The organism is Thalassotalea coralli (assembly GCF_055786205.1).
Genome location: NZ_JBVVBK010000002.1, coordinates 111590 through 134150, shown reverse-complemented (window position 1 = coordinate 134150; position 22561 = coordinate 111590). Strand labels below are relative to the sequence as shown.

Here is a 22561-nt window from a genome sequence, read left to right as displayed (position 1 = left end):
CCATTATTGTGCCAAGCTTTTTTCAAAACTTTTCACAATAGCTTCTACGCCGGCTTTATCTTCTTCATCGAAACGCCCTACTTCCGGGCTATCTATATCTAACACAGCGATAATTTTTCCGTTGTGATAGACAGGAACAACAACTTCAGAATTGCTTGCAGCATCACACGCTATGTGTCCCGCAAATGCATGCACATCTTCAACTAATTGTGTTGCACTCTCAGACACTGCCGTGCCGCACACGCCCTTACCAACAGGTATACGAATACAGGCGACTTTACCTTGAAATGGACCAAGGACTAAAGTGTCTTCAATTAATCGATAAAAGCCTACCCAATTAACGCATTCCATTTGTTCAAATAACAATGCGCTAATATTTGCCATATTGGCAATTGAATCAGTTTCATCACCTATAATGGCATCAACCTGTTCATTTAATAATCGATAAAATGCAGTTTTCGACATAATTTACCGTCTAAGCTTAAAATTGCGCATAACATACCTCGATAAGCCACGAAGTTAAAGTATTAAAGCGCCAAGTTATTAAAAAAGTCTTCTATGGTTTAATTTCATATATAACGGTAACTTGTGCATCAACCGATTTTTCAGACGCTTGCGACTTAAATTCTGCATCACTCATTCTTGCCATGCTATAGCTCACAGGAGCACGATAACCAGACTCTCTAAACATGGTCACATTGCCCAAATTAACACCTAATTGTTGAGCAATTGCAGCGGCTTTCTGCTTGGCATCTTTGATCGCAGCACTCAGCGCTTGGTCATATAATTTTTCCGGTGAAGCAAATGATGCATTAGGAGGCGATAAATGAGTAACACCAATCTTTACAAGTTCATCGAGTAATCTGTCATATTTATCTAACGAATCAATCGATACGGAAAAAGTACGGCCAACGTCGAAATATAAAGGCTTTTCTAACGACTCTTTTTCCAGCTCAGCTTTAATGTAAGCACTAGTTTTTGGGTCTACCCTCGTTTCAACAATGGCATTATAATTTTTTCGCGGTGGAAAAACAGGAAACATTCTAAGCGCCGACGAATCTATATGCTTATCTTCAACGCCCCTTTTTTTAAGCGCATTTACCACTAACTTACTTTGGTTATCTATATAAGCTTTACATTTACTCGCTAACTGACAACGTTTCTCAATTCTAACGGTAAACGTAAACTTATCAGGTATTGCATTAACTGCACCTTTACCCGTTACTTCAATCCCCTCATTGGCTGCGACATGCACACTAACAAGAGACGCTAGAGTTAATGACAAAAAATATGTTACTTTTTTCATAATACCTAAAAACTCCTAATTGTTGTTACTGATGTGCTGTTTAAATGCTTCTTTTTCAGCTTCTGTCGCTTGAGACCACCAATATTGAAGCATATTCAAAGTGTGAGGATTTTTAGTTTGTTCACTTTTAGACGCTCGACGCGGATTTACGGTAGTATTTTTTGACGCGGGCACGGTTGCAACACCGCCGTGAGAAACTTTGGCTGCGCTTATTATCGCAACCTCTGACGTAGAACTTTTAGAAGAAATAGATTGAGGCGCCGTTTGAGCTACAGTTTCATTCTCCTTTTCAGCTTGAGCAACATAGGCATCAATACGAGACAAATAATCATGTTCGGTTGTTAATGTCGTTGCGACATTGTCACCTGAACTATTGAAAAGCGTCACAGCAAAACTTTCGGCAAATTGTTTCGCTTGCTCTTCGTCATCTATATCGACTTTTTGGATGATATAGTCCTGGCTATTTACCGAATCAAAAATTAAAACATAAGGTTCAGACTTAACATTAGTAAAATCGTCATTGTCATAGTCTTCAAAAGAATCACGATAGTGCAAAACAATGACATTTCGTCCCTCTTTAAGGCCAACCTTAGTTTCCTTCTGAATCAAGCCAAAAGACGTAGATTTTCCATTAACTTTGGTCACTTGAATGTTATCTGGCACTTTTAAGTCTGAAGCTAAAATGCTCGTAGAAAATAATAATGAAGAAAGCGAAAGTATTAAGGGGCTTTTTAATATTGAATATGTCATTTAAGTAGAGTGAAGTGACGTCCATTTACTTCACTCTAGCAGTAAATTTGTAGCAATTAAACTGTAAAGCAAAAAAGCGTTAAAAATCTTCTGGAATATGCACCCAGCCAGACATTAACACGCGTGCGCTGCGACTCATAGTAACTGAATTAACTTGCCAGTTTCCTTGGTCATTTTGCACATTTGCGCCTACAGCTAAAGTACCCGACGGGTGACCAAAGGTTACCTTCGTAGTCGCCTTGTCTGCGGTATCACTAACAATTGTTCCTGGAATTGCAGCGGCTGTGCCAATTGCAACCGCAGCGGTTCCCATCATCGCATGATGCAGTTTTCCCATAGACAAGGCACGAACATTAACATCGATGTCTGCAGACTCAATAGACTTTCCGCTAGACGCGCGGTAACTTTTTGCTTTACCAACAAAGGCTATTTTAGGCGTGTGCTGCCTTGATTCTGCTTCTTCAGGTTTGTTAATTAAGCCCATTTGCACTGCACCATAAGCACGAATTGTTTCAAACTTTTCTAACAGCGCTGAATCACCGTTAATATCGTCCTGCAATTCAGTACCGTCAAAACCTAACGCCTCTGCTTTTAAAAATATCGTTGGGATACCCGCATTGATCATGGTTGCTTCAAAAGTGCCGATGTTAGGTACGTCTAACGTCTCTTGTACCTTACCCGTAGGAAACATAGATTCACTTGGATCAACGGGTGCAACAAATTCAACCGGCACTTCAGCTGCAGCAAAGGTTACGCCGTCTAACTCAAAATCGCCCAATTCCTGCACCTGACCATCTTTCATAGGCACGCTAGATATAATCGTTTTACCTATATTCTTTTGCCAAATGCGCACGGTACATACGCCATTTTCAGGGATTTTGTCTTCTGCCACTAGGCCGTTAGTAATTGCAAATGCGCCAACTGCAGCAGTTAAATTGCCACAGTTTCCTGACCAATCAACAAACGCCTTATCAATAGCTACTTGTCCAAAAAGGTAATCAACATCGTGACCATCTTGGCTAGATTTATCTAAAATAACGGTTTTACTGGTACTTGACGTAGCGCCCCCCATACCATCGGTTTGTTTACCATAAGGATCTGGGCTACCTATAACTCTTAGTAGCATGCGATCTCTGTCATCACCTGGTTGCTGGCATTGCATTGGCAATTCATCTAGCTTAAAAAACACCCCTTTAGAAGTACCGCCTCTCATATAAGTAGCAGGGACTTTAATCTGTTTTTTTAAAGACATTTAATTTCCTTAATAAACTAGTGACTTGTTGCTAAAAAATCTTCGGCAAAGCGCTGTAATACCCCGCCAGCTTGATAAACTGAGCACTCTTCTGCTGTATCTAGGCGACATTTCACGTTAAATACTACTTGCTCTCCATTTGCACGCGTCATTTGTACTTCTAACGACGCACCTGGTTTTTTGTCGCCAACGACTGTGAACGTTTCACTGCCATCAATCTGGTACGTATGTCTTGTATCGCCGTTAACAAACTCTAATGGTAAAACACCCATACCCACTAAATTGGTGCGGTGAATACGCTCAAAGCCTTCAGCGATAATCGCCTCTACGCCTGCTAATCTCACTCCTTTAGCAGCCCAATCACGTGAAGAGCCCTGGCCATAATCTGCACCAGCAACAATAATAAGTGGTTGCGAACGGTTCATATAGGTCTCGATAGCTTCCCACATCCGGGTTTGCTGCCCTTCTGGCTCTATACGTGCAAGGGAACCTTGAATAACCTCACCTTGTTCATCCTTACACATTTCATTAAGTAATTTAGGGTTAGCAAACGTTGCCCGCTGAGCAGTTAAATGGTCGCCGCGATGCGTAGCGTAAGAGTTAAAGTCTTCTTCTGGTAAGCCCATTTTAGCCAAATATTCACCGGCAGCACTGGTCGCCAATATCGCATTAGATGGCGATAAGTGATCTGTGGTAATGTTGTCACCTAATACCGCAAGTGGACGCAGGTTAGTTAATGTTCTTTCACCTGCCAATGCACCTTCCCAGTATGGTGGCCTGCGGATATAAGTCGACATTTCACGCCAATCATAGAGTGGGTTATTGTTTTCACCATAATCGACTTTCAAGTCAAACATAGGCTGATAAACTTGCGTAAATTGCTCTGGTTTTACGGCTTTAGCAACAATTGCATCGATTTCTTCATCTGATGGCCATAGTTCTTTCAAGGTAATGTCGTTACCCGCTTGGTCTTTACCTAAAACGTCTTTTTCAATATCAAAACGAACAGTACCGGCAATTGCATAAGCAACAACTAGTGGTGGCGACGCTAAGAAAGCTTGTTTCGCATAAGGATGAATTCGACCATCGAAATTACGGTTTCCTGAAAGTACAGCCGTCGAGTATAAATCTCTGTCAATAATTTCTTGTTGAATTTTCGGGTCTAGTGCACCTGACATACCGTTACAGGTCGTACATGCATAAGCAACAATACCAAAGCCTAGTTTTTCTAGTTCAGTTAATAGCCCAGCTTCTTCAAGATATAACTTGGCGACTTTTGAACCTGGAGCAAATGACGTTTTCACCCAAGGTTTGCGAATAAGGCCAAGTTCATTTGCCTTTTTCGCAACTAAACCTGCAGCAACTACATTTCGTGGATTTGATGTATTTGTGCAGGACGTAATAGCAGCAATGATACACGCACCGTCAGGCATATTTCCTTGCCAACTGTCTAAACTTGGCTCTTGCCATTCTCCAGCGATTTCTCGCGACGCTAAATCGCTTGTTGGTAGTCTACGATGTGGATTTGACGGCCCTGCCAGGTTACGCGTAACCACCGACAAATCGAACTCTAGCACACGTTCGTATTGGGCCTCAGTCATTTGGTCAGCCCATAAACCATTTGTTTTTGCGTACTGTTCAACCAATGCGATTTGCTCTGGCTCTCTACCAGTAATTTTTAAGTAATCGATTGTTTGTTGGTCAATATAGAACATTCCTGCCGATGCGCCATACTCTGGTGTCATGTTAGAAATAGTCGCGCGATCGCCAATAGTTAAATCTGTGGCACCATCTCCAAAAAATTCGAGATAACACGAAACAACTTTTTCATTTCGTAAGAACTCGGTAATGGCAAGAACGATATCTGTCGCAGTTATCCCTGCTTGGCGTTTACCCGTTAATTTAACGCCGACGATATCAGGTAAGCGCATCATAGACGCTCTGCCCAACATCACGTTTTCAGCTTCTAAACCACCAACGCCAATCGCAATAACACCTAATGCGTCAACATGCGGTGTATGAGAGTCTGTACCGACACAGGTATCTGGAAAAGCAATGCCGTCGCGTGCTTGAATGACTGGCGACATTTTTTCCAAATTAATTTGGTGCATAATCCCGTTACCGGCAGGAATCACATCAACGTTTTTAAACGCAGTTTTTGTCCAGTTGATAAAATGGAATCTGTCTTCGTTTCGTCTGTCTTCTACCGCTCTATTCTTTTCAAAGGCGTCAGGATCAAAACCAGCATGTTCAACCGCCAATGAATGGTCAACAATTAACTGAGTTGGTACAACTGGGTTTACTTTTGCTGGATCGCCGCCCTTTTCCGCAATCGCATCACGAAGGCCTGCTAAGTCTACAAGAGCTGTTTGACCGAGAATATCGTGACAAACAACACGTGCCGGATACCAGGGAAAGTCTAAATCTTTTTTTCTATCGATTAGCTGTATCAAGCTATCGGTGAGTTTAGCTGGCTCACAGCGACGAACTAACTGTTCTGCTAAAATTTTTGATGTATAAGGTAGTTTATCGTAACTACCTGCTTTGATCTCTTCTACCGCTTGGCGTGTATCAAAATAATCTAACGATGTGCCTTCAAGAGATTTGCGGTATTGGGTATTCATAATATTACCTACAAATTGATTGATTAGTGTGTTGAGTCACACAAGGTTTGGTCGAGGTTTTAAGCGCCCTACCAAACGAATATTGTAGTAAGGTACTAGCGGAATGCTGCTAGTACCTCATTATCGGATTGTTCTAACTTTCAAATTAGCTAACTAAGTTAGTCTAAACTATGCGCGCTCTGAAATATCAACCCATTGTGCGGCTTCAGGACCAGTGTAGTCTGCAGACGGACGAATAATTCGGTTATTCGAGCGTTGCTCCATCACATGAGCTGTCCAACCTGAAACGCGTGAACACACGAAAATTGGCGTAAACAACTTAGTTGGGATACCCATAAAGTTATAAGCAGACGCATGGAAGAAATCAGCATTACAAAATAGCTTCTTCTCTCGCCACATTACGGCTTCGCAGCGCTCTGATACATCATACAAAGTGGTATCGCCGTTTTGTTTCGCTAACTTTTCAGACCATTCTTTGATAATCGCGTTACGAGGATCTGACTCACGATATACAGCATGTCCAAAGCCCATGATCTTTTCTTTGCGCTCAAGCATACCCATAATAGCCGCTTCAGCTTCGTCAGCAGAACTCCATTGTTCAATCATGTCCATAGCAGCTTCGTTAGCGCCACCATGTAATGGTCCACGTAACGATCCAATGGCACCAGTTACACAACTATGAATGTCTGACAATGTTGATGCGCAAACACGTGCTGTAAACGTTGACGCGTTGAATTCATGCTCTGCATAAAGAATAAGGGAAGCGTGCATAACATCAACGTGCAGAGGTTCTGGTTTTTTATTGTGAAGTGTCCATAAGAACTGTTCTGCAATTGAATCTGCATCAGTATTAACATCGACACGAATGCCGTTGTGGCTGAAGTTATACCAGTAATTGATTAAGCCAGGAAAAATGGCCAACATGCGATCGATATGATCAAGTTGCTCAGAAAAGTCTTGTTCTGTTTCTAAATTACCTAGCATTGAACAACCAGTACGCATTACATCCATAGGATGCGCGTCTGCTGGGATCAACTCTAACGCCGCTTTTAATGCCTCTGGTAAGTCACGCATACCTTTTAAGCGCGCTTTATAAGCATCAAGTTCAGTTTGATTTGGTAGCTTTCCGTAAAGTAACAAGTAAGCAACTTCTTCAAATTGTGCATTGGCAGAAAGTTCTTTTATATCATAACCACGATAAGTTAAACCTGAGCCTGTTTTACCTACTGTACACAATGCAGTTTCACCAGCACTTTGACCTCTGAGGCCTGCTCCACCTAGTTTCTTATCAACCATTTTATTATCCTCTTTCTCAAGTCTTGAAACCGTTTTTGCTCTTAAACCCTATGCGAGCAAATGCGATTGAATTATTATTTGTTTTTGCCTTCGGCAAATAGTGCGTCTAATTTTTGTTCATATTCGTGATAGCCTAAGTAATCGTATAACTCCATGCGAGTTTGCATGTTATCGATTTCGGCTTTTTGATCACCGTCGCTTAGTAGTGTTTTGTACACAGATTCAGCTGCTTTATTCATCGCTCTAAACGCTGATAATGGGTAAAGCACCATGCCACATCCCCATTCACCTAACTGCTCCTTATTCCACAGTTCGGTTTTACCAAATTCTGTAATATTTGCCAGAATCGGCACATCTAACGCATCAGCGAAAGCGCGGTAATGCTCTTCTGTTTGTACTGCTTCAGCAAAAATGCCATCAGCACCAGCGGCAACATAAGCCTTTGCACGCTCTAAAGCTTTTTCTAAGCCTTCTTGAGCAAAAGCATCGGTTCTTGCCATGATAAAGAAATCTTCATCTGTTCTTGCATCAACAGCTGCCTTAATACGATCTACCATTTCTTCGGTAGAAACGATTTCTTTGTTTGGTCTATGGCCACAACGCTTTTGCGCAACTTGATCTTCAATATGCACGGCTGCTGCGCCTGCTTTTTCCATATCTTTAATGGTTTTTGCGATGTTAAATGCACCACCCCAGCCGGTATCGATATCTACCATTAAAGGTAAACTTGAAGCGGACGTTATACGTTGTACATCCGCTATCACATCATTTAGTGATGTCATGCCGAGATCGGGTAAACCATATGAAGCATTGGCTACACCGCCACCTGATAAGTAGATAGCTTGGTGTCCTAACTGCTCTGCCATCATGGCGCAATAAGCGTTGATAGTTCCAACGATTTGCAGTGGTTTGTTTTTCTCAAGTGCTAATCTAAATTTTGCACCTGGAGACAATAGTTTTGTCATGAGTATCTCCCCATTGTTGAGTTAATTAACTCGTCTCATGTTGATTTTTCGTCGCAATTTTTTGCTCGATATTTTTCCTTGATGCGCCAATGTGTCGACGCATCAATAATTCCGCTAATTCACCATCTCTATCAACAATAGCCTGAAGAATGTGGCTGTGCTCATTAAATGCACGAGTAGCTCTAGGGCTGCGCATGCCAAACTGAATTCGATACATGCGCACTAAGTGATATAGCTGACCGCATAAAAGATCGATAAGTTGTTGATTATGGCTTCCTAAAATGACTTTATAATGAAAGTCTAGATCGCCTTCTTCTTGATAATAAGAAACGCCGTCTTTAAGTTCTTGCGATTTGGCGTGAGTGGATAACATTTGCTTCATGTCGACAATTTCTTCATCAGACATATTTTCTGCAGCTAAACGACATGCCATTCCTTCAAGTGCTTCTCTTACTTGGTATACCTCAAGAAGCCCTTCAATAGTACATTCAACAACGCGTGCACCAACATTCGGCTTACGCTCAATGAGATGGCACTTTTCAAGGCGATTTAACGCTTCTCTAAGTGTAGCGCGGCTTATATCGTATTTTTTAGCAAGTTCCGGCTCACTTATTTTACTGCCGCTAGCAATTTCGCCCTCTACAATGGCGTGCTGCATTTTTTGAAAAATCTTGTCTGCAGTGGTAACTGCTTGTGTTTGATGTAGAAAACTATTCATTCAACATTGTCGACAATTTATCTTGATTGAATGAATAATAGTGGATATATGTGCTATGTCAAGAATGAGAACACAACAATTGTCGACAATTAGACTAAAGTAGCGGTTAAAATTGGAAAATAGACGGTTAACCGGAAAAGCTATTACCCAAAGAACCAGTAGCAAACGAATATCGCTGCTGATAGCCCTGCGACATCAGCCGTTAAACCACAAGCAACAGCATGGCGAGTATAACGAATACCGACAGAGCCAAAGTAAACGGCTAGAACATAAAAGGTTGTTTCCGTTGAACCTTGCATTATCGAAGCAAGCCTACCTTGGAAAGAGTCGGCACCATAGGTATTCATTGTCTCTACCATCATCGCTCGAGCGCCAGATCCTGATAAGGGCTTCATAAAAGCAGTAGGTAGCGCATCAACAAAACGCGTGTCAGCTCCTAAGGCCGCTACGCTGGTTTTAATGATATTGAAAAATAAATCCAAAGCGCCACTGGCACGCAAAACACCAATTGCAACTAACATAGCAAGTAGATAAGGGATTATTCTGACGGCAGTTTCAAAGCCCTCTTTAGCACCTGAAATAAATGCATCGTATACGTTTACCTGCCTTCTTACTCCGTAGCAAAGGAAAGCAATAATAATAGAAAAGATGAGTAAATTTCCGAGTAAAGATGACTGCTGCGCGAGAATATCCGCTGATAACGTCGAAAAATAAGCAACCACGCTACCAATAACAGCAAAAAACAACGCGAAGTAACTAAGTATTACTGTGTTTAACAACTTAATTTTTTGCCACCAACATACCACTAACAACCCGATGATTGTTGACGCACTTGTCGCCAACAAAATAGGAATAAACACATCAGTTGGAGAAATAGCCCCTTGCTGCGCTCGATAAACAAAAACAGTCACAGGAAATAAGGTTATCGATGAAGTATTAAGAACAAGAAATAAAATCTGGGCATTACTTGCTGTATCTTTTTTAGGATTAACTTCTTGTAGATCTTGCATCGCTTTTAAACCAAGAGGAGTGGCCGCGTTGTCTAAACCTAAAAAGTTCGCTGACAAATTCATAGTAACCGAGCCATACGCTTTGTGATTTTTAGGCACTTCTGGCATTAAATGCTGAAACAAAGGTGAAATAACCCTTGCTAGTTTATCGATGAGCCCTGCTCGCTCAGCTATTTTCATAATGCCTAACCAAAACGCTAATATGCCAATCAAGCCAATGGCAATCTCTACCGTGGTTTTAGACATGGCATATACCGAATTCATAATAGCATCGAAAATCGTTGGATTATCTAGAGCAAGCCATTGGTAGCAAGCAGAAAAGAATGCAATAAGAAAAAAACTAAACCAAATTCGTTGAAGCACAGTCAAAAACTATTAACAGATAAGTTGCCAACATCTTGCCATACATGCAACCAATTACAAAGAACTTAAATGGTAATCTTATTTACGTAATGCGCCATTTAGCCTCTCTGAAAAGCCCTGTGCATAAGCTGTGCAATACCCGTTTACAACCAGTAAACAATCTGTATACAAAAACTGGTTGTCCACCATTTATTTCTTTATATTTCAGACAATTAAAATTTATGCAAAATTAATTAGCATTTGTGGGAGAGTACACTACACTTATAAACATAGTTCAAAATTTAACCACAGTGCTCGCTGAAAATTCAATTTGGATGAATTCGAATTTGGTTAATTAGCGCACGGCTCATCTCCTATTATGAGCCATCCCCTGAGCCCGAAACATCTCCTTGTTTCGGGCTATTTTTTTGTCTTTAACAACGTGTTTTATTGTGCGGTAGGAAATAAGCGGTAGAAGTTCTCTCTGCTGATTTTAGCAATATGCTCGACAGATTGTCCTCGAATGCTTGCTAAATGTTTTGCAACTTCTATCACATAAGCCGGCTGATTTTGTTTTCCGCGGTGAGGAACAGGAGCTAAGTAAGGTGAGTCTGTTTCAATTAAAAGCTTATCGTCAGGAACTTGCTTTGCAACTTCTTTTAATGCTGTTGCATTTTTGAATGTAACAATGCCAGAAAAAGAAATATAGAACCCAAGCTCAATCGCTTCCTTTGCCATTTCCCATGTTTCAGTAAAACAATGAAGAATACCACCAACAGTAGCTGCATCGTGTTCTTTTAACAACGTCATGGTGTCTTCTCTTGCATCACGAGTATGGATAATCAGGGGTTTGTTGACAGCTTTCGCTACTTCGATATGTTGTACAAATGATGCTAATTGTAGTGCTTTGGTTTCAGGTGCGTAATAATAGTCTAAACCAGTTTCACCAACTGCAATCACCCTTTCATGTTGGCACAATCGCAGTAAATCTTCAGTTTCAATAGCTTGCTCTTGGTTAAGCGGGTGAGTACCACAAGACAATAGCACATTGGCATAGTTTGACGTTGCTTCTACCATTTTAGGAAAATCGTCTAAAGTAACACTAACGCATAACATTTTGTCGACACCTACATTTTTAGCATTGGTAACGACATTATCTAAGTTATCTTGAAATTCAGTTAGATCTAAGCGATCTAAATGACAATGGGAATCTATAAACACAAATATTCCTGTTTTACTACATAGTTAAGGTTGGATCAGAAGAATTTAATAATCGGCCAATTGAGTTTTCTATTTGACTACGGATATTTTCAGCGTCTTCAATAAAGCTGATTCCAATACCTGCTGGGGTACCATTTTGAGCACCTACAGGGGTCACCCAGCAAATCTTTCCTACCACAGTTGAAGGCTCTAAAGAATCTGGCAGCAAGATTTGCAATTCAATATCAGTACCTAATTCAAAATGTTCAGTGGTACGTACGAATACACCACCGTTTTTAACAAATGGCATATAAGACTGATAAAGATCTTTATCTGTAACAAACTCTAAATACAATTGTTCCATTAATATTCCTCTCGGGCCATCAGATTAGCCATTTTCACGACAAGCTGTTCAAGGCCAAATTCATTGTTGTATTGTACAAGCGTTTTATTCTTTTGTTGATATGATTGAATCAATAAATAAATTCGATATATCGCATCACTATTGTCTTCGACAACAGAGTTTAATTGACCATTAGATAGGTTTTGCTGCTCATTAATTGAAACATCTCGCCAACCAGCGTGATATCGATACAAATCACAAAACACATTTTCTAACCAAGGCAATGCGTTTTCACCTAACTCAAGTAACACAGAGGTTAACAAGTAACTACTAGTTGGGTTCATTATAAACGCAACAACTTGTTTGACTAAGTCTTGATAGGATTCGGTTTCACTCACATTAGTTATTCTGGACAAGTGCGTTATGTTAACAAACTTATTGTGAGACGTTCCCTCTGTTGCCGCCACTAACTCACCACCAATTGGTGGCCTTATTTGTAATACACGACAACGACTAACAATAGTGGGTAATAAATGCTGCTCGTCTTTAGCAAGCAATATGATGTAACTGTTAGCCGTCGGCTCTTCTAGCGTTTTTAGCAAAGCGTTAGCCGCAGACTCTGTCAACTTTTCCGCTGACTCAATGATCACCACTTGGCTATGAGACAACTGTGGAGTTTTTTCCAAAAACTGCGTAGCTTGGCGAATTTGATCAACCGAAATAGATTGCGTGACAAGTTCAATATCGCGTGCATCGGGATGATTCGCGTTAAGCAATAAATGACAACTTTTACATTGATTACATGGACTTTGATTAGCGACATCCGGTTGGTTACACAACAACAACCGCTGAAGCCATAAAGCTAATTCTCTTTTTCCAGTGCCCTGCTGGCCAGTTATTAATAATCCATGTGGAAAACTTTTTTGTTGAAGAACAGAGAATAAGTCAGATTTTAATGGTATTAACCAATTTAAGTGGGCTGTCATTGTATTAATAGACCTAAGGCAACGTGCTTTTCAAAACGATATTTTCTGCTCATTTCTTTAATAACTTTTCAATGGCACCAATTGCTTCACTTGCCACTTGCTCTTTTGCATTGTTTGCATCAATAACAGTAAATTTACTTGGATTGTCCTTTGCCTGTGTTAAATAACCTGTTCTCGCTTTATCTAGGAAATCCAACTTTTCTTGTTCCATACGATCTGGCTGGTCACCGCGACTTTTAACGCGGCCCATACCAATTTCTGCGTCTAAATCCAATATGATATTCATATCTGGCTCTAAACCATTTTTAGCAAGGTTATTTAACGTGTTGATTGTGTCTAAGTCTATTCCCCTAGCAAAATGTTGAAAGCTAATAGTAGCCGCATCAAATCTATCAGAGATAACACAAGCACCTCTAGTTAACGCGGGTTTAATTTTCTCGGCGACGTGCTGTGCGCGCTGAGCTGCCATTAGCATCAACTCTGTTAAGTCAGTCATTTCTTGGTGAGATTTATCAAGAATAATATCTCTAATTTTTTCACCAATTGGCGTGCCACCCGGTTCTCGAGTTACCACGACTTCTAGCCCTTGAGCTAACAAGTGTTGTTCTAATGTGTTAATAAGCGTTGTTTTTCCTGCGCCGTTACTGCCGTCGCAAACTATAAACAGACCTTTATTCATACGTTTCTTTTTTTTCTTTTTAACTATGAGCTAAGAATACCTTAATCTGAGAAATCTATCACTAAGTGATAGACAGATGATTAAAGTTACTTTAATTGATATTTTACGACTGCTTTGTTGTGATCTTTTAAGTTAGTAGAGAATATGTGACTACCTTGCCCATTACTCACGAAATAAAAATAGTCAGTAGTATCAGGTTGCACTGATGCTAACAAAGCAGGCTTACCAGGCATCGCAATGGGTGTCGGCGGTAAACCGTCAATTCTATAGGTATTATAAGCGGTTTTTTCAAATTTGTGCTTTCTAGTGATATCGCCTTTATAACGCGTTCCCAGACCATAAATGATAGTCGGATCGGTTTGTAATCGCATGCCTTTCTCTAAACGATTAACGAACACTGAAGATATTTTGCCATGCTCAGCATGCTTACCACTTTCTTTTTCAATAATTGAAGCCATGATTAACGCCTGGTAAGGGTTTTCATAAGGCAGATCAGGAAATCGTTGCTGCCAAACTTCATCAAGTACTTTCTTCATAGCAATATGAGCCTGCCTCATTATCGCGATATCAGAAGCTCCTTTTGCATAGGAGTACGTTTCAGGATAGAACCATCCTTCAGGATTGAGATAATCAAGTTCGAGTTCTTTAACTAACAAATCAACATTTTCTTGATAATTTTTACCACGTAATTGATGAGAAATATGCTCCAAAGACGACAGTTGAGCAAACCATTGGCGCAATGTTGTCCCTTCTGCAAAGGTCACCGAGAAAAGATACTCTTTGCCTTGATTGAATTTTTCTAAAGATGTTAACACAGTGTCGCCAGGGACAAGCCTATAAGTGCCTGCTTTTATACTCGCCGCTTGCGAATTTAATCTCGCATGAACCCGAATCCAAAAACGAGAATCAATAATACCTTCTCTCACCATCTGCTTAGTTAAGTGATAAAACGAAGTCCCTGCTCCTATAGTAAACAACCTATTTTTTTCTAAAGTTAACGGCTTATTCAATTGATGTTTTAACGTAATAAAGAAAGCCAGAACAGACAGTAAACTTAGCGCGAAAAAGATTAAAGCGATTTTTTTAAAGCCATTAATTTTCATGATTTAATCCTTCGATAAAAGGTGCTACTTTATTGGCGAGCAATGAAACCGGCTCCATAGACAATGGGGTATCGCAATAAGTGTGGACAGGAATAATGCCTGCTAGCGCATTTGACACAAACATAGCCTCGACAGTCTCTAACTCCTTTGGCGTAACTTTTACCTGCTGAATTTGTAGCGGTAAGTTGAGTAAGCATTGCCTGATCAAGCCATTAACGCCTGAAGTATCAATCACGGGTGTAAACCAGTGATTATCTTTATACCAGAACAAATTCGCTAAAGTTGACTCAACAACATTTCCTAGCATATCAGTCACCACAAGATCACCATATGAGCTTTTAGCTATCTCAGCTTTTAAGAAAACTTGTTCTAACCTATTTAAATGTTTGATACCGGCTGTCATAGGGTTTAACCCTAATTCAGTCTCAGCTAGCCCCATTGATATACCATTTTGGCTCAGCGCTGCATAACTTTCAGGGTACGGATAAATGCTTACAATCACTCTTGGCTTAACTTCAGCTGCCCTAGCATAACCTCTTCCACCTGAGCCAGCAGTTAAGATAACTTTTAATACAGCGAGTTCGTATCGCTTAGCCAACGCTTCTAATTGACGCTTTAACGTACCTACTTGTCGAAACTCAAAGCCCAATTTTTCGCTTCCTTTAACCAACCTTTCAAGGTGCATGTCAAAAAGCATTACTTTACCGCTCACTATTTTAGCTGTGGTAAAGAGACCATCACCATAAGAGAGGCCACGGTCGTCACTTGGAATAACGTTAGTTTCTTTGCCATCAATTGCGCAATAAATCATTGAATTAAAAGCGTCCAATAAAAAACCTGAATACCACGACAGTATTCAGGCTTAATCTTTGAGTTGCAAGCAAAAAGGTTTAAATCTTTTTCAACACTAATGAACCATTTGTGCCGCCAAAACCAAAAGAGTTACAAAGCGCATACTCAAGGTTTACGTCTCTAGCACTACCTCGAATATAATCTAAGTCACACCCCTCATCAGGGTTTTCCAAATTAATTGTTGGAGCAACTTGTTGGTAATGTAATGATTGAGCAGTAAAGATTGCTTCAACAGCACCAGCAGCACCTAATAAGTGGCCGGTCATAGATTTTGTTGAGCCAACCATAGTTTTATAAGCGTACTCGCCAAATATCGATTTAACGGCATTGGTTTCTGCAATATCACCTGCTGGTGTAGAGGTTCCATGTGCATTGATATAGCCAATTTGCTCAGGGTTTACCTTTGCGTCTTTTAACGCATTTGCCATGGCTAATGCTGCACCTGCACCATCTGCTGGCGGAGAAGTCATGTGATAAGCATCACCACTCATGCCAAACCCTACGATTTCAGCATAAATAGTTGCACCACGTGCTTTAGCATGCTCGTACTCTTCTACGACAACCATACCGGCACCATCACTTAGCACAAAACCATCGCGATCTTTATCCCATGGGCGACTTGCGCCTTGTGGATCATCATTTCGGGTCGACAATGCTCGTGCAGAGTTAAATCCGCCAATACCTAATTCAGTAGATGCCTTTTCTGTACCACCGGCAATCATAGCATCAGCATCACCGTGTGCCACCATGCGCGCTGCATGGCCAATATTATGGACACCAGATGTACATGCAGTAACGATCGAAATATTAGGGCCCTTGAGTCCTAAGCGTATCGATAAGTTACCTGCCGCCATATTTAAAATGGTTGAAGGACAGAAAAATGGTGAAAGCTTTCTCACACCACCTTTTAAGTATTTACTGTGATTTTCTTCAATTAATGTTAAACCACCGATACCAGAGCCAACAGCTACACCCACGCGATGCGCATTCCCATCTGTAATAGTCAGACCTGAATGCTCGAGAGCTTGAATACCTGCAGCTAAGCCATATTGGATAAAAATATCCATTTTACGGCCATCTTTCTTTGCGATGCCATAGTCTTCAGCATTAAAGCCTTTTACTAAGCCTGCAAATTTGGTTGGAAAATCTGTAGTGTCAAAATGTTCTATGGTGCCTATACCACTTTTACCTGCTAATAATTGCTGCCAAGTTGCTTCAGCAGTATTACCAAGAGGGCTAAGCATACCAAAACCGGTTATTACAACGCGACGCATGGGAAGAGTTGCCTCCGATAGACTTGAAATTAAGAAAGGAAGTTGCTGTATCTAAGAATAACAGCTTTTTTAGAATTATAAAGATTTCAGGCGGCCACTGCCGCCTGAATAGTCTAATTACTGGTTAGCAGTAATGTAGTCGATAGCTGCCTGAACAGTTGTGATCTTCTCAGCTTCTTCATCAGGGATTTCAGTATCAAATTCTTCTTCTAACGCCATTACTAATTCTACTGTGTCTAGTGAATCAGCACCTAAGTCGTCAACGAAAGAAGCTTCAATTTTCACTTCTTCTTCGCTTACACCTAGTTGCTCAACAGTAATTTTCTTTACGCGTTCTTCGATAGTACTCATTTTTTTTCCTTTAGTAGAAAATACAATTTTTACAAAATTGCGTGTAGTGTATTCGTCTACAGGCCTGCTTGCAAGCTTATCGTTTTGCTTTTTATGCTGGTCTAACCTGTAGACAAGAAATATATTATGCCTATTTGTTAATAATTATCAAGATGTTAACAAACTGGCTAGACCATATACATACCGCCATTCACATGAAGCGTTTCGCCTGTAATGTAAGCAGCTGCGTCAGACGCAAGGAATGCTACCGCATTAGCGATTTCTTCTGGCTTACCTAAACGATTAGCTGGTACTTGTGAAAAAATACCTTCTTTTTGCTCATCTGTAAGCGTTTGTGTCATGTCAGTGTCGATAAATCCTGGCGATACCGTATTTACAGTAATGCCACGAGAAGCTACTTCTCTTGCTAATGACTTAGTAAACCCAATTAAACCAGCTTTTGCCGTTGAATAGTTTACTTGTCCAGCGTTACCCATAGTGCCGACAACTGAACCGATATTAATAATACGACCATGACGCTTTTTCATCATAGCGCGCATTACAGCTTTCGAAATTTTAAATACTGATGATAGGTTAGTGTCGATAATATCGTTCCACTCATCATCTTTCATACGCATGAACAAATTGTCACGTGTAATACCAGCATTGTTTACTAAAATATCAACCGCACCAAAGTTATCTTTGATTGTTGCGAACATGGCATCGATTGACGCATCATCAGTTACATTCAATACTAAGCCTTGGCCTTCGCCTAAATACTCAGAAATTTTCTCAGCACCGTGATCTGATGTTGCTGTACCAATAACCTTGGCACCCATAGCTTGAAGCTGCAAAGCAATTGATTTACCGATACCACGACTAGCACCAGTTACTAATGCAACTTGACCTTCTAAAGAAAACATAGTTTTTCCTATTCTACTAATTCTTTTGCTTGAGCTAATGATGCTTGATCATTAACTGAAACAGATTTAATTGATTTATCGATTCTTTTCACTAAGCCAGCTAACACTTTTCCAGGGCCAACTTCTAGTGCATTTTCTACACCTTTACTTGCAAGGTTTTGAATAGTTTCAGTCCATCTAACAGGGCTATACAATTGACGAATTAACGCATTTTTAATAGCTTCAACATCAGACTCTGTCGCAACATCAACATTATTAACCACAGCGATATTTGGTGTATTAAACGTGACTTGATTAAAGTATTCAGCCAATTGGTCTGCTGCATCTTTCATTAATGCACAGTGCGACGGTACGCTTACAGGAAGAGGAAGAACTCTCTTAGCACCCTGCTCTTTACATAGCTCACCAGCTCTCTCAACCGCTTCTTTGTTACCAGCAATTACCACTTGACCTGGCGAGTTGAAGTTTACCGCTGAAACAACCTGTTCTTGAGCTGCACTAGCACATGCTTCAATAATTTTATCGTCAGCCAATCCGATAACAGCGGCCATAGCACCAACACCTGCAGGTACCGATGCTTGCATTAACTCACCACGTTTCTCAACTAATTTTACACCATCAGCTAATGATAAAACGCCTGCGCAAACCAAAGCCGAATATTCACCTAAACTATGACCTGCTAATATAGCAGGAGCAACGTCCGAAGACTCTTGCCATAGTCTGAATAACGCAACGCTTGATGCAAGAAGTGCAGGCTGAGTATAGTTAGTTTGGTTCAATTTATCTGCTGGGCCTTCAGAAATTAACTGCCATAAGTCATAACCTAAAGCATCTGACGCTTCTTTAAATGTTGCTTGAACGGAAGCGTTATCTGAAAAGTCGTTTAACATTCCGACGGTTTGTGAACCTTGTCCAGGAAAGATAAACGCTAAATTGTTTTGCATAGTGATACCTATTTATTATTGTCGGCCAAGCGCATTAATCAGCAAATCACTAGTTGTCGCTTGACTCCGTTAATCCTAGCTCAAGTTTGCTAGCAATTTTTTCAGGAACTTGACGTTCCACTTCTTTCACGGCTTCGGCAATGGCCGTAGCAAACGCTTTCGTACCCGCGTTGCCGTGACTTTTAATGACAATTCCGCGCAATCCTATCAGACTTGCGCCGTTATACTGGTCGGGGTTCAAGCTTTTAAATAGCTTTTTTAACGTTGGCGATAGTAGTCTGCCGAAAATTCGCGCAAAGAAATGCCTTGAAAGCACAGTTTTCATGCGTTCGTACACTAACCGTGCAACACCTTCACACGTTTTCAATGCGACATTACCAACAAATCCGTCACAAACAATGACATCAGCTTTATTGGTAAATATATCGTTACCTTCAACGAAACCAATATAGTTTATATCTTTATTATCGGCGAGTTTACTTGCCGCCATTTTAATATGATCGCTGCCTTTAATCTCTTCTTCGCCCATATTTAGCAATGCGACTCGTGGCTTATCTATGCCGTCTACCTGCTCAGCTAACACTGCGCCCATCACGCCAAACTGATACAAAATATTCGAATCACAAAAAACATTGGCGCCCAAATCCAGCATAAACACGTGTTTATCTTCCAGATGAGTCGGTAATGAAGAAATCAAAGCTGGACGCTCTACCCCAGGTAAGGTTTTTAAGACAAAATGGGCGGTAGCAAATAGAGCTCCAGTATTTCCTGCACTAACACAAGCTTGAGCTCTTCCTTCGCTAACACAGTCTAAAGCACGGCGTAGAGAAGATTGTTTTTTCGTTCTTAAAGCAGAACTAGGGGTTTCGTCCATACCAACAACTTGCGTAGTATGTTCGATGGTAATACGAGAATGATCAGTAAAATGGTATTTTTGAAGAGTTTCTTCAATGACGTTTTTATCGCCACAAAGAACTAGATGTAAATCAGAGGTCTTTTCCAGTGCAATGATTGCAGCAGGAATAGTTACAAGGGGGCCTTGATCGCCCCCCATAATATCTAACGCTATGGTTAGATTATTCACCATGAAAAGCTCGCTTATTTAGCGATAACTTTAACACCTTTGTAAAAGCCATCAGCTGTTACGTGGTGACGACGGTGAGTTTCACCAGATACTGGATCTACTGATAAGTTTTCTGCTGTTAAAGCGTCGTGTGAACGGCGCATACCACGTCTTGCACGAGACTTCTTGCTCTTTTGAACTGCCATTGCCCAACTCCTAAAATCGGTTAATTACTTAAGTTTTTTCAATACGTCAAATGGATTCGGCTTTTCGTGTTCCTCTGGCAATTCTCCCCAAACACTATCAGCATTCGCTTTACAGTCTTTAGGTTCATGCTTCGGAATTAATGGAATAGCGAGTAACAACTCATTTTCCACTAGCTCACGTAAATTCACTTCACCATTTTCATCTAATTCAATTGCGTCATAATATGACGGCAAATCATCAGCGGCTTCTTGATTTTTCACTGGGCTGAAATTTAACTCAAAACCTAGCTCTGTTTCAAGAGGCTCATTACATCGCTGACATAAAAGTGTACTATCAAGTCGCCCTTCTCCAGTAATTACTACTAGGCCGAGTTCATCAACGCTAAACGCCACTTTTACGTTTATATGTTGATCGCATGTTTCACATGCGTCCAACAGTCGATCCATTTCTGAAACTTCAAAGTAACCTTCACACACTAAACGACGTTGTGCGCTTTTATAAGGGTCAATCGTAATTGGTAGTTTCAGATTCTGCATAAGGCGCGCATGATATAGTCGTTCAGCCCAAGTGTCAAAAGAAAATTAGCGAAAATGATTTAAAAATTCCACATTGCCCCAATATTAGCAGAAACCGCTTAAATTTTGAGTAAAAAATGAGAAAAATTGTTTTAGGCTCTACCTCTCCTTTTAGACGTAGCTTATTAGAAAAACTACATATTCCGTTCGACTGTGACAAACCTAATATAGATGAATCTCCCCTTGAGAATGAATCTCCTATGGCATTAGTAGAACGACTAGCAATAGAAAAAGCAAAGAAAGTAGCTGAGAGGCATAGCGACGCCCTTATCATCGGCTCTGATCAAGTTGCTATTTGTGATGATGTCATTCTAGGTAAACCTCATACCCGTGAAAACGCTATCAAACAACTTATGAGCTTTAGTGGCAAACGTGTCACTTTTCTTACAGGTTTATGTGTATTTGATTCAAACTCAAACCAAACAAAATCTTTAGTCGAGCCCTTTTATGTGGATTTTAAGCAGTTGACGGAAAAAGAAGTCACAACCTATGTAGACATAGAAGAACCATTAAATTGTGCCGGTAGTTTTAAAAGTGAAGGATTAGGGATTAGTTTGTTTGAAAAGTTATCTGGCGATGACCCGAATAGTTTAATAGGTTTACCACTGATAAAGCTCATATCGTTGCTCAAACAACTTGATTACGATGTGTTTTTACATATGAGTAAATAGTAAATCGAACAAAAAAAGGAGCTTAACGCTCCTTTTTATTATTTGAAAGGTTTAAGCCTAATCAATTGCCTTATTAATAGACTCTAAAACCTGCTGAGGATTGTCTGCTTTAGTAATTGGACGTCCGATCACCAAATAGTCAACGCCATCTGCGATTGCTTGCTCTGGCGTTACGATACGCTGCTGATCATCAGCACTCGAACCTGCTGGACGAATACCTGGAGTGACTAACTTAAATTCTTTACCAAGTGACTCTTTTAGTAATTTAGCTTCTTGCGCAGAACACACAACACCATCAAGGCCTGCCTTTTTAGCTAAACTAGCCAAATGTTTTACTTGTTCTGCTGGTGTTTTATCAATACCAAGTGTGGTTAAGTCTTCTTGGCTCATACTGGTTAAAACAGTAACACCAATTAGCAATGGTGCTTTATTACCATAAGGCTCAAGCGCTTGCTTCGCCTTTTCCATCATAGCTAATCCACCAGAGGCGTGGACATTCACCATCCAAACGCCTAATTCAGCCGCCGCAGTAACAGCTTTTGCTACTGTGTTAGGAATATCGTGAAATTTCAGATCTAGGAATACATCAAACCCTTTCGCAACTAACTCTTTAACGAATTCCGGGCCAAAATAAGTAAACATTTCTTTGCCAATTTTTAATCGACAATCATTTGGGTTTACTCTATCAACAAAGGCTAAGGCATCAGCCTGGTTATCAAAATCTAATGCAACGACAACTTTTGCATCACTCATAGAAAATATCCCTCCAAAAAACTTGCCATTATTTTACCGCGAAAGCACTGTTTTAATAAATCAAAAACAATGAAAAAGTTTAGTAAGGCGGAAAATAATCAATTTGTTGTAACGGCATAAATACAAATTCAAATACGAAAAAATAAGTTAAGAAGATTTAGAAGGTAATTAACTACTCGTTTTCAACGTTAAAAGGAATTTTGACAAAGGAAAGGCGCAGTTACTTTATGATAAATAGTGAAGAATTAGCCGTAGTTAATTCTAATAAAACAAAGATTGTATAATTATCAGTTTTCAACGTTAGAAGGAGTTTTGGCAAAGAAAAGGCGCTTATTTTCCAGCGAAGTAGCGCAGAGTTAGGCGAAGTTAATTCTTTATTTTACTAGGATGAGTCG

The 22561-nt window shown here is 40.3% G+C and carries 24 protein-coding genes; 1 reads left to right on the top strand and 23 read right to left on the bottom strand.

All coding sequences use genetic code 11. The features are described from left to right. Nucleotides 1–3 precede the first annotated feature (3 nt). The 22 genes from msrC to yceD form a co-directional block, all read right to left on the bottom strand. Nucleotides 4–465 carry a free L-methionine (R)-S-oxide reductase MsrC gene (gene msrC / locus ACOB80_RS05970; RefSeq protein WP_473164912.1) on the bottom strand — a complete coding sequence of 154 codons (462 nt, stop codon included), beginning with the start codon at nt 463–465 and terminating at the stop codon, nt 4–6. Between the two features lie 91 nt (nt 466–556). Continuing rightward, the gene (locus ACOB80_RS05965; protein WP_473164911.1) at nt 557–1306 is read right to left on the bottom strand and encodes an SIMPL domain-containing protein; all 750 of its coding nucleotides are present in this window, start codon (nt 1304–1306) and stop codon (nt 557–559) included. Between the two features lie 15 nt (nt 1307–1321). Further along, nucleotides 1322–1969: a DUF2057 family protein gene (locus ACOB80_RS05960; RefSeq protein ID WP_473164910.1), complete on the bottom strand. Its 648-nt coding sequence runs from the start codon at nt 1967–1969 to the stop codon at nt 1322–1324. 166 nt (nt 1970–2135) lie between these two features. Continuing rightward, complete coding sequence (gene prpF, locus ACOB80_RS05955; protein WP_473164909.1) at nt 2136–3308, bottom strand: 2-methylaconitate cis-trans isomerase PrpF; 1173 nt, start codon at nt 3306–3308, stop codon at nt 2136–2138. Between the two features lie 17 nt (nt 3309–3325). Then, nucleotides 3326–5932, bottom strand: coding sequence for a Fe/S-dependent 2-methylisocitrate dehydratase AcnD (acnD, locus tag ACOB80_RS05950; RefSeq protein ID WP_473164908.1), 2607 nt, complete (start codon nt 5930–5932; stop codon nt 3326–3328). 168 nt (nt 5933–6100) lie between these two features. Further along, a complete protein-coding gene (gene prpC / locus ACOB80_RS05945; RefSeq protein WP_473164907.1) occupies nt 6101–7228 on the bottom strand; it encodes a bifunctional 2-methylcitrate synthase/citrate synthase in 1128 nt (375 codons plus the stop codon). A gap of 74 nt (nt 7229–7302) precedes the next feature. Beyond that, entirely contained in the window at nt 7303–8181 is an 879-nt protein-coding gene (gene prpB / locus ACOB80_RS05940; protein ID WP_473165333.1) for a methylisocitrate lyase, read from the bottom strand. Nucleotides 8182–8218: 37 nt separating this feature from the next. Further along, nucleotides 8219–8911, bottom strand: coding sequence for a GntR family transcriptional regulator (locus ACOB80_RS05935; protein WP_473164906.1), 693 nt, complete (start codon nt 8909–8911; stop codon nt 8219–8221). A 143-nt stretch (nt 8912–9054) separates the two neighbouring features. Beyond that, on the bottom strand, nt 9055–10284 hold the full coding sequence (locus ACOB80_RS05930; protein WP_473164905.1) for a spore maturation protein: 1230 nt from the start codon (nt 10282–10284) through the stop codon (nt 9055–9057). Between the two features lie 426 nt (nt 10285–10710). Then, nucleotides 10711–11484 (bottom strand): TatD family hydrolase, encoded by a 774-nt coding sequence (locus ACOB80_RS05925; protein WP_473164904.1) that lies wholly within the window; start codon nt 11482–11484, stop codon nt 10711–10713. Between the two features lie 16 nt (nt 11485–11500). Beyond that, a complete protein-coding gene (locus ACOB80_RS05920; protein WP_473164903.1) occupies nt 11501–11827 on the bottom strand; it encodes a PilZ domain-containing protein in 327 nt (108 codons plus the stop codon). Further along, a complete protein-coding gene (gene holB, locus ACOB80_RS05915) occupies nt 11827–12792 on the bottom strand; it encodes a DNA polymerase III subunit delta' (protein ID WP_473164902.1) in 966 nt (321 codons plus the stop codon). The genes ACOB80_RS05920 and holB overlap by 1 nt, the downstream gene beginning before the upstream one ends. 49 nt (nt 12793–12841) lie before the next feature. After that, nucleotides 12842–13471 carry a dTMP kinase gene (gene tmk, locus ACOB80_RS05910; protein WP_473164901.1) on the bottom strand — a complete coding sequence of 210 codons (630 nt, stop codon included), beginning with the start codon at nt 13469–13471 and terminating at the stop codon, nt 12842–12844. An 86-nt stretch (nt 13472–13557) separates the two neighbouring features. Continuing rightward, nucleotides 13558–14574 carry an endolytic transglycosylase MltG gene (mltG, locus tag ACOB80_RS05905; RefSeq protein ID WP_473164900.1) on the bottom strand — a complete coding sequence of 339 codons (1017 nt, stop codon included), beginning with the start codon at nt 14572–14574 and terminating at the stop codon, nt 13558–13560. Next, nucleotides 14564–15403, bottom strand: a complete 840-nt coding sequence (gene pabC / locus ACOB80_RS05900) for an aminodeoxychorismate lyase (protein WP_473164899.1) — start codon at nt 15401–15403, stop codon at nt 14564–14566. The genes mltG and pabC overlap by 11 nt, the downstream gene beginning before the upstream one ends. 61 nt (nt 15404–15464) lie before the next feature. Further along, on the bottom strand, nt 15465–16700 hold the full coding sequence (gene fabF / locus ACOB80_RS05895) for a beta-ketoacyl-ACP synthase II (protein WP_473164898.1): 1236 nt from the start codon (nt 16698–16700) through the stop codon (nt 15465–15467). Between the two features lie 117 nt (nt 16701–16817). After that, nucleotides 16818–17051: an acyl carrier protein gene (gene acpP, locus ACOB80_RS05890; RefSeq protein ID WP_473164897.1), complete on the bottom strand. Its 234-nt coding sequence runs from the start codon at nt 17049–17051 to the stop codon at nt 16818–16820. 167 nt (nt 17052–17218) lie between these two features. After that, nucleotides 17219–17953, bottom strand: a complete 735-nt coding sequence (gene fabG / locus ACOB80_RS05885) for a 3-oxoacyl-ACP reductase FabG (RefSeq protein WP_473164896.1) — start codon at nt 17951–17953, stop codon at nt 17219–17221. Between the two features lie 8 nt (nt 17954–17961). Further along, nucleotides 17962–18897 carry an ACP S-malonyltransferase gene (gene fabD / locus ACOB80_RS05880; protein ID WP_473164895.1) on the bottom strand — a complete coding sequence of 312 codons (936 nt, stop codon included), beginning with the start codon at nt 18895–18897 and terminating at the stop codon, nt 17962–17964. Nucleotides 18898–18946: 49 nt separating this feature from the next. After that, nucleotides 18947–19984 (bottom strand): phosphate acyltransferase PlsX, encoded by a 1038-nt coding sequence (gene plsX, locus ACOB80_RS05875; RefSeq protein WP_473164894.1) that lies wholly within the window; start codon nt 19982–19984, stop codon nt 18947–18949. A gap of 11 nt (nt 19985–19995) precedes the next feature. Further along, nucleotides 19996–20166, bottom strand: a complete 171-nt coding sequence (rpmF, locus tag ACOB80_RS05870) for a 50S ribosomal protein L32 (RefSeq protein ID WP_169074728.1) — start codon at nt 20164–20166, stop codon at nt 19996–19998. 24 nt (nt 20167–20190) lie between these two features. Then, the gene (gene yceD, locus ACOB80_RS05865) at nt 20191–20703 is read right to left on the bottom strand and encodes a 23S rRNA accumulation protein YceD (protein ID WP_473164893.1); all 513 of its coding nucleotides are present in this window, start codon (nt 20701–20703) and stop codon (nt 20191–20193) included. A gap of 116 nt (nt 20704–20819) precedes the next feature. Between yceD and ACOB80_RS05860 the strand changes: the two genes are divergently transcribed. Beyond that, complete coding sequence (locus ACOB80_RS05860) at nt 20820–21413, top strand: Maf family protein (protein WP_473164892.1); 594 nt, start codon at nt 20820–20822, stop codon at nt 21411–21413. 57 nt (nt 21414–21470) lie between these two features. Here ACOB80_RS05860 and pyrF read toward each other — a convergent pair whose 3' ends face one another. Continuing rightward, a complete protein-coding gene (pyrF, locus tag ACOB80_RS05855; protein ID WP_473164891.1) occupies nt 21471–22166 on the bottom strand; it encodes an orotidine-5'-phosphate decarboxylase in 696 nt (231 codons plus the stop codon). Between the last annotated feature and the right edge of the window lie 395 nt (nt 22167–22561).

Coding starts and splice junctions, on each gene's coding strand:
- tmk (WP_473164901.1), bottom strand. CDS start 13,471: ATGAATAAAGGTCTGTTTATAGTTTGCGACGGCAGTAACGGCGCAGGA.
- pyrF (WP_473164891.1), bottom strand. CDS start 22,166: ATGAGTGATGCAAAAGTTGTCGTTGCATTAGATTTTGATAACCAGGCT.
- ACOB80_RS05860 (WP_473164892.1), top strand. CDS start 20,820: ATGAGAAAAATTGTTTTAGGCTCTACCTCTCCTTTTAGACGTAGCTTA.
- msrC (WP_473164912.1), bottom strand. CDS start 465: ATGTCGAAAACTGCATTTTATCGATTATTAAATGAACAGGTTGATGCC.
- plsX (WP_473164894.1), bottom strand. CDS start 19,984: ATGGTGAATAATCTAACCATAGCGTTAGATATTATGGGGGGCGATCAA.
- yceD (WP_473164893.1), bottom strand. CDS start 20,703: ATGCAGAATCTGAAACTACCAATTACGATTGACCCTTATAAAAGCGCA.
- prpF (WP_473164909.1), bottom strand. CDS start 3,308: ATGTCTTTAAAAAAACAGATTAAAGTCCCTGCTACTTATATGAGAGGC.
- prpC (WP_473164907.1), bottom strand. CDS start 7,228: ATGGTTGATAAGAAACTAGGTGGAGCAGGCCTCAGAGGTCAAAGTGCT.
- fabF (WP_473164898.1), bottom strand. CDS start 16,700: ATGCGTCGCGTTGTAATAACCGGTTTTGGTATGCTTAGCCCTCTTGGT.
- ACOB80_RS05965 (WP_473164911.1), bottom strand. CDS start 1,306: ATGAAAAAAGTAACATATTTTTTGTCATTAACTCTAGCGTCTCTTGTT.
- ACOB80_RS05935 (WP_473164906.1), bottom strand. CDS start 8,911: ATGAATAGTTTTCTACATCAAACACAAGCAGTTACCACTGCAGACAAG.
- fabD (WP_473164895.1), bottom strand. CDS start 18,897: ATGCAAAACAATTTAGCGTTTATCTTTCCTGGACAAGGTTCACAAACC.
- holB (WP_473164902.1), bottom strand. CDS start 12,792: ATGACAGCCCACTTAAATTGGTTAATACCATTAAAATCTGACTTATTC.
- mltG (WP_473164900.1), bottom strand. CDS start 14,574: ATGAAAATTAATGGCTTTAAAAAAATCGCTTTAATCTTTTTCGCGCTA.
- fabG (WP_473164896.1), bottom strand. CDS start 17,953: ATGTTTTCTTTAGAAGGTCAAGTTGCATTAGTAACTGGTGCTAGTCGT.
- acpP (WP_473164897.1), bottom strand. CDS start 17,051: ATGAGTACTATCGAAGAACGCGTAAAGAAAATTACTGTTGAGCAACTA.
- rpmF (WP_169074728.1), bottom strand. CDS start 20,166: ATGGCAGTTCAAAAGAGCAAGAAGTCTCGTGCAAGACGTGGTATGCGC.
- ACOB80_RS05920 (WP_473164903.1), bottom strand. CDS start 11,827: ATGGAACAATTGTATTTAGAGTTTGTTACAGATAAAGATCTTTATCAG.
- acnD (WP_473164908.1), bottom strand. CDS start 5,932: ATGAATACCCAATACCGCAAATCTCTTGAAGGCACATCGTTAGATTAT.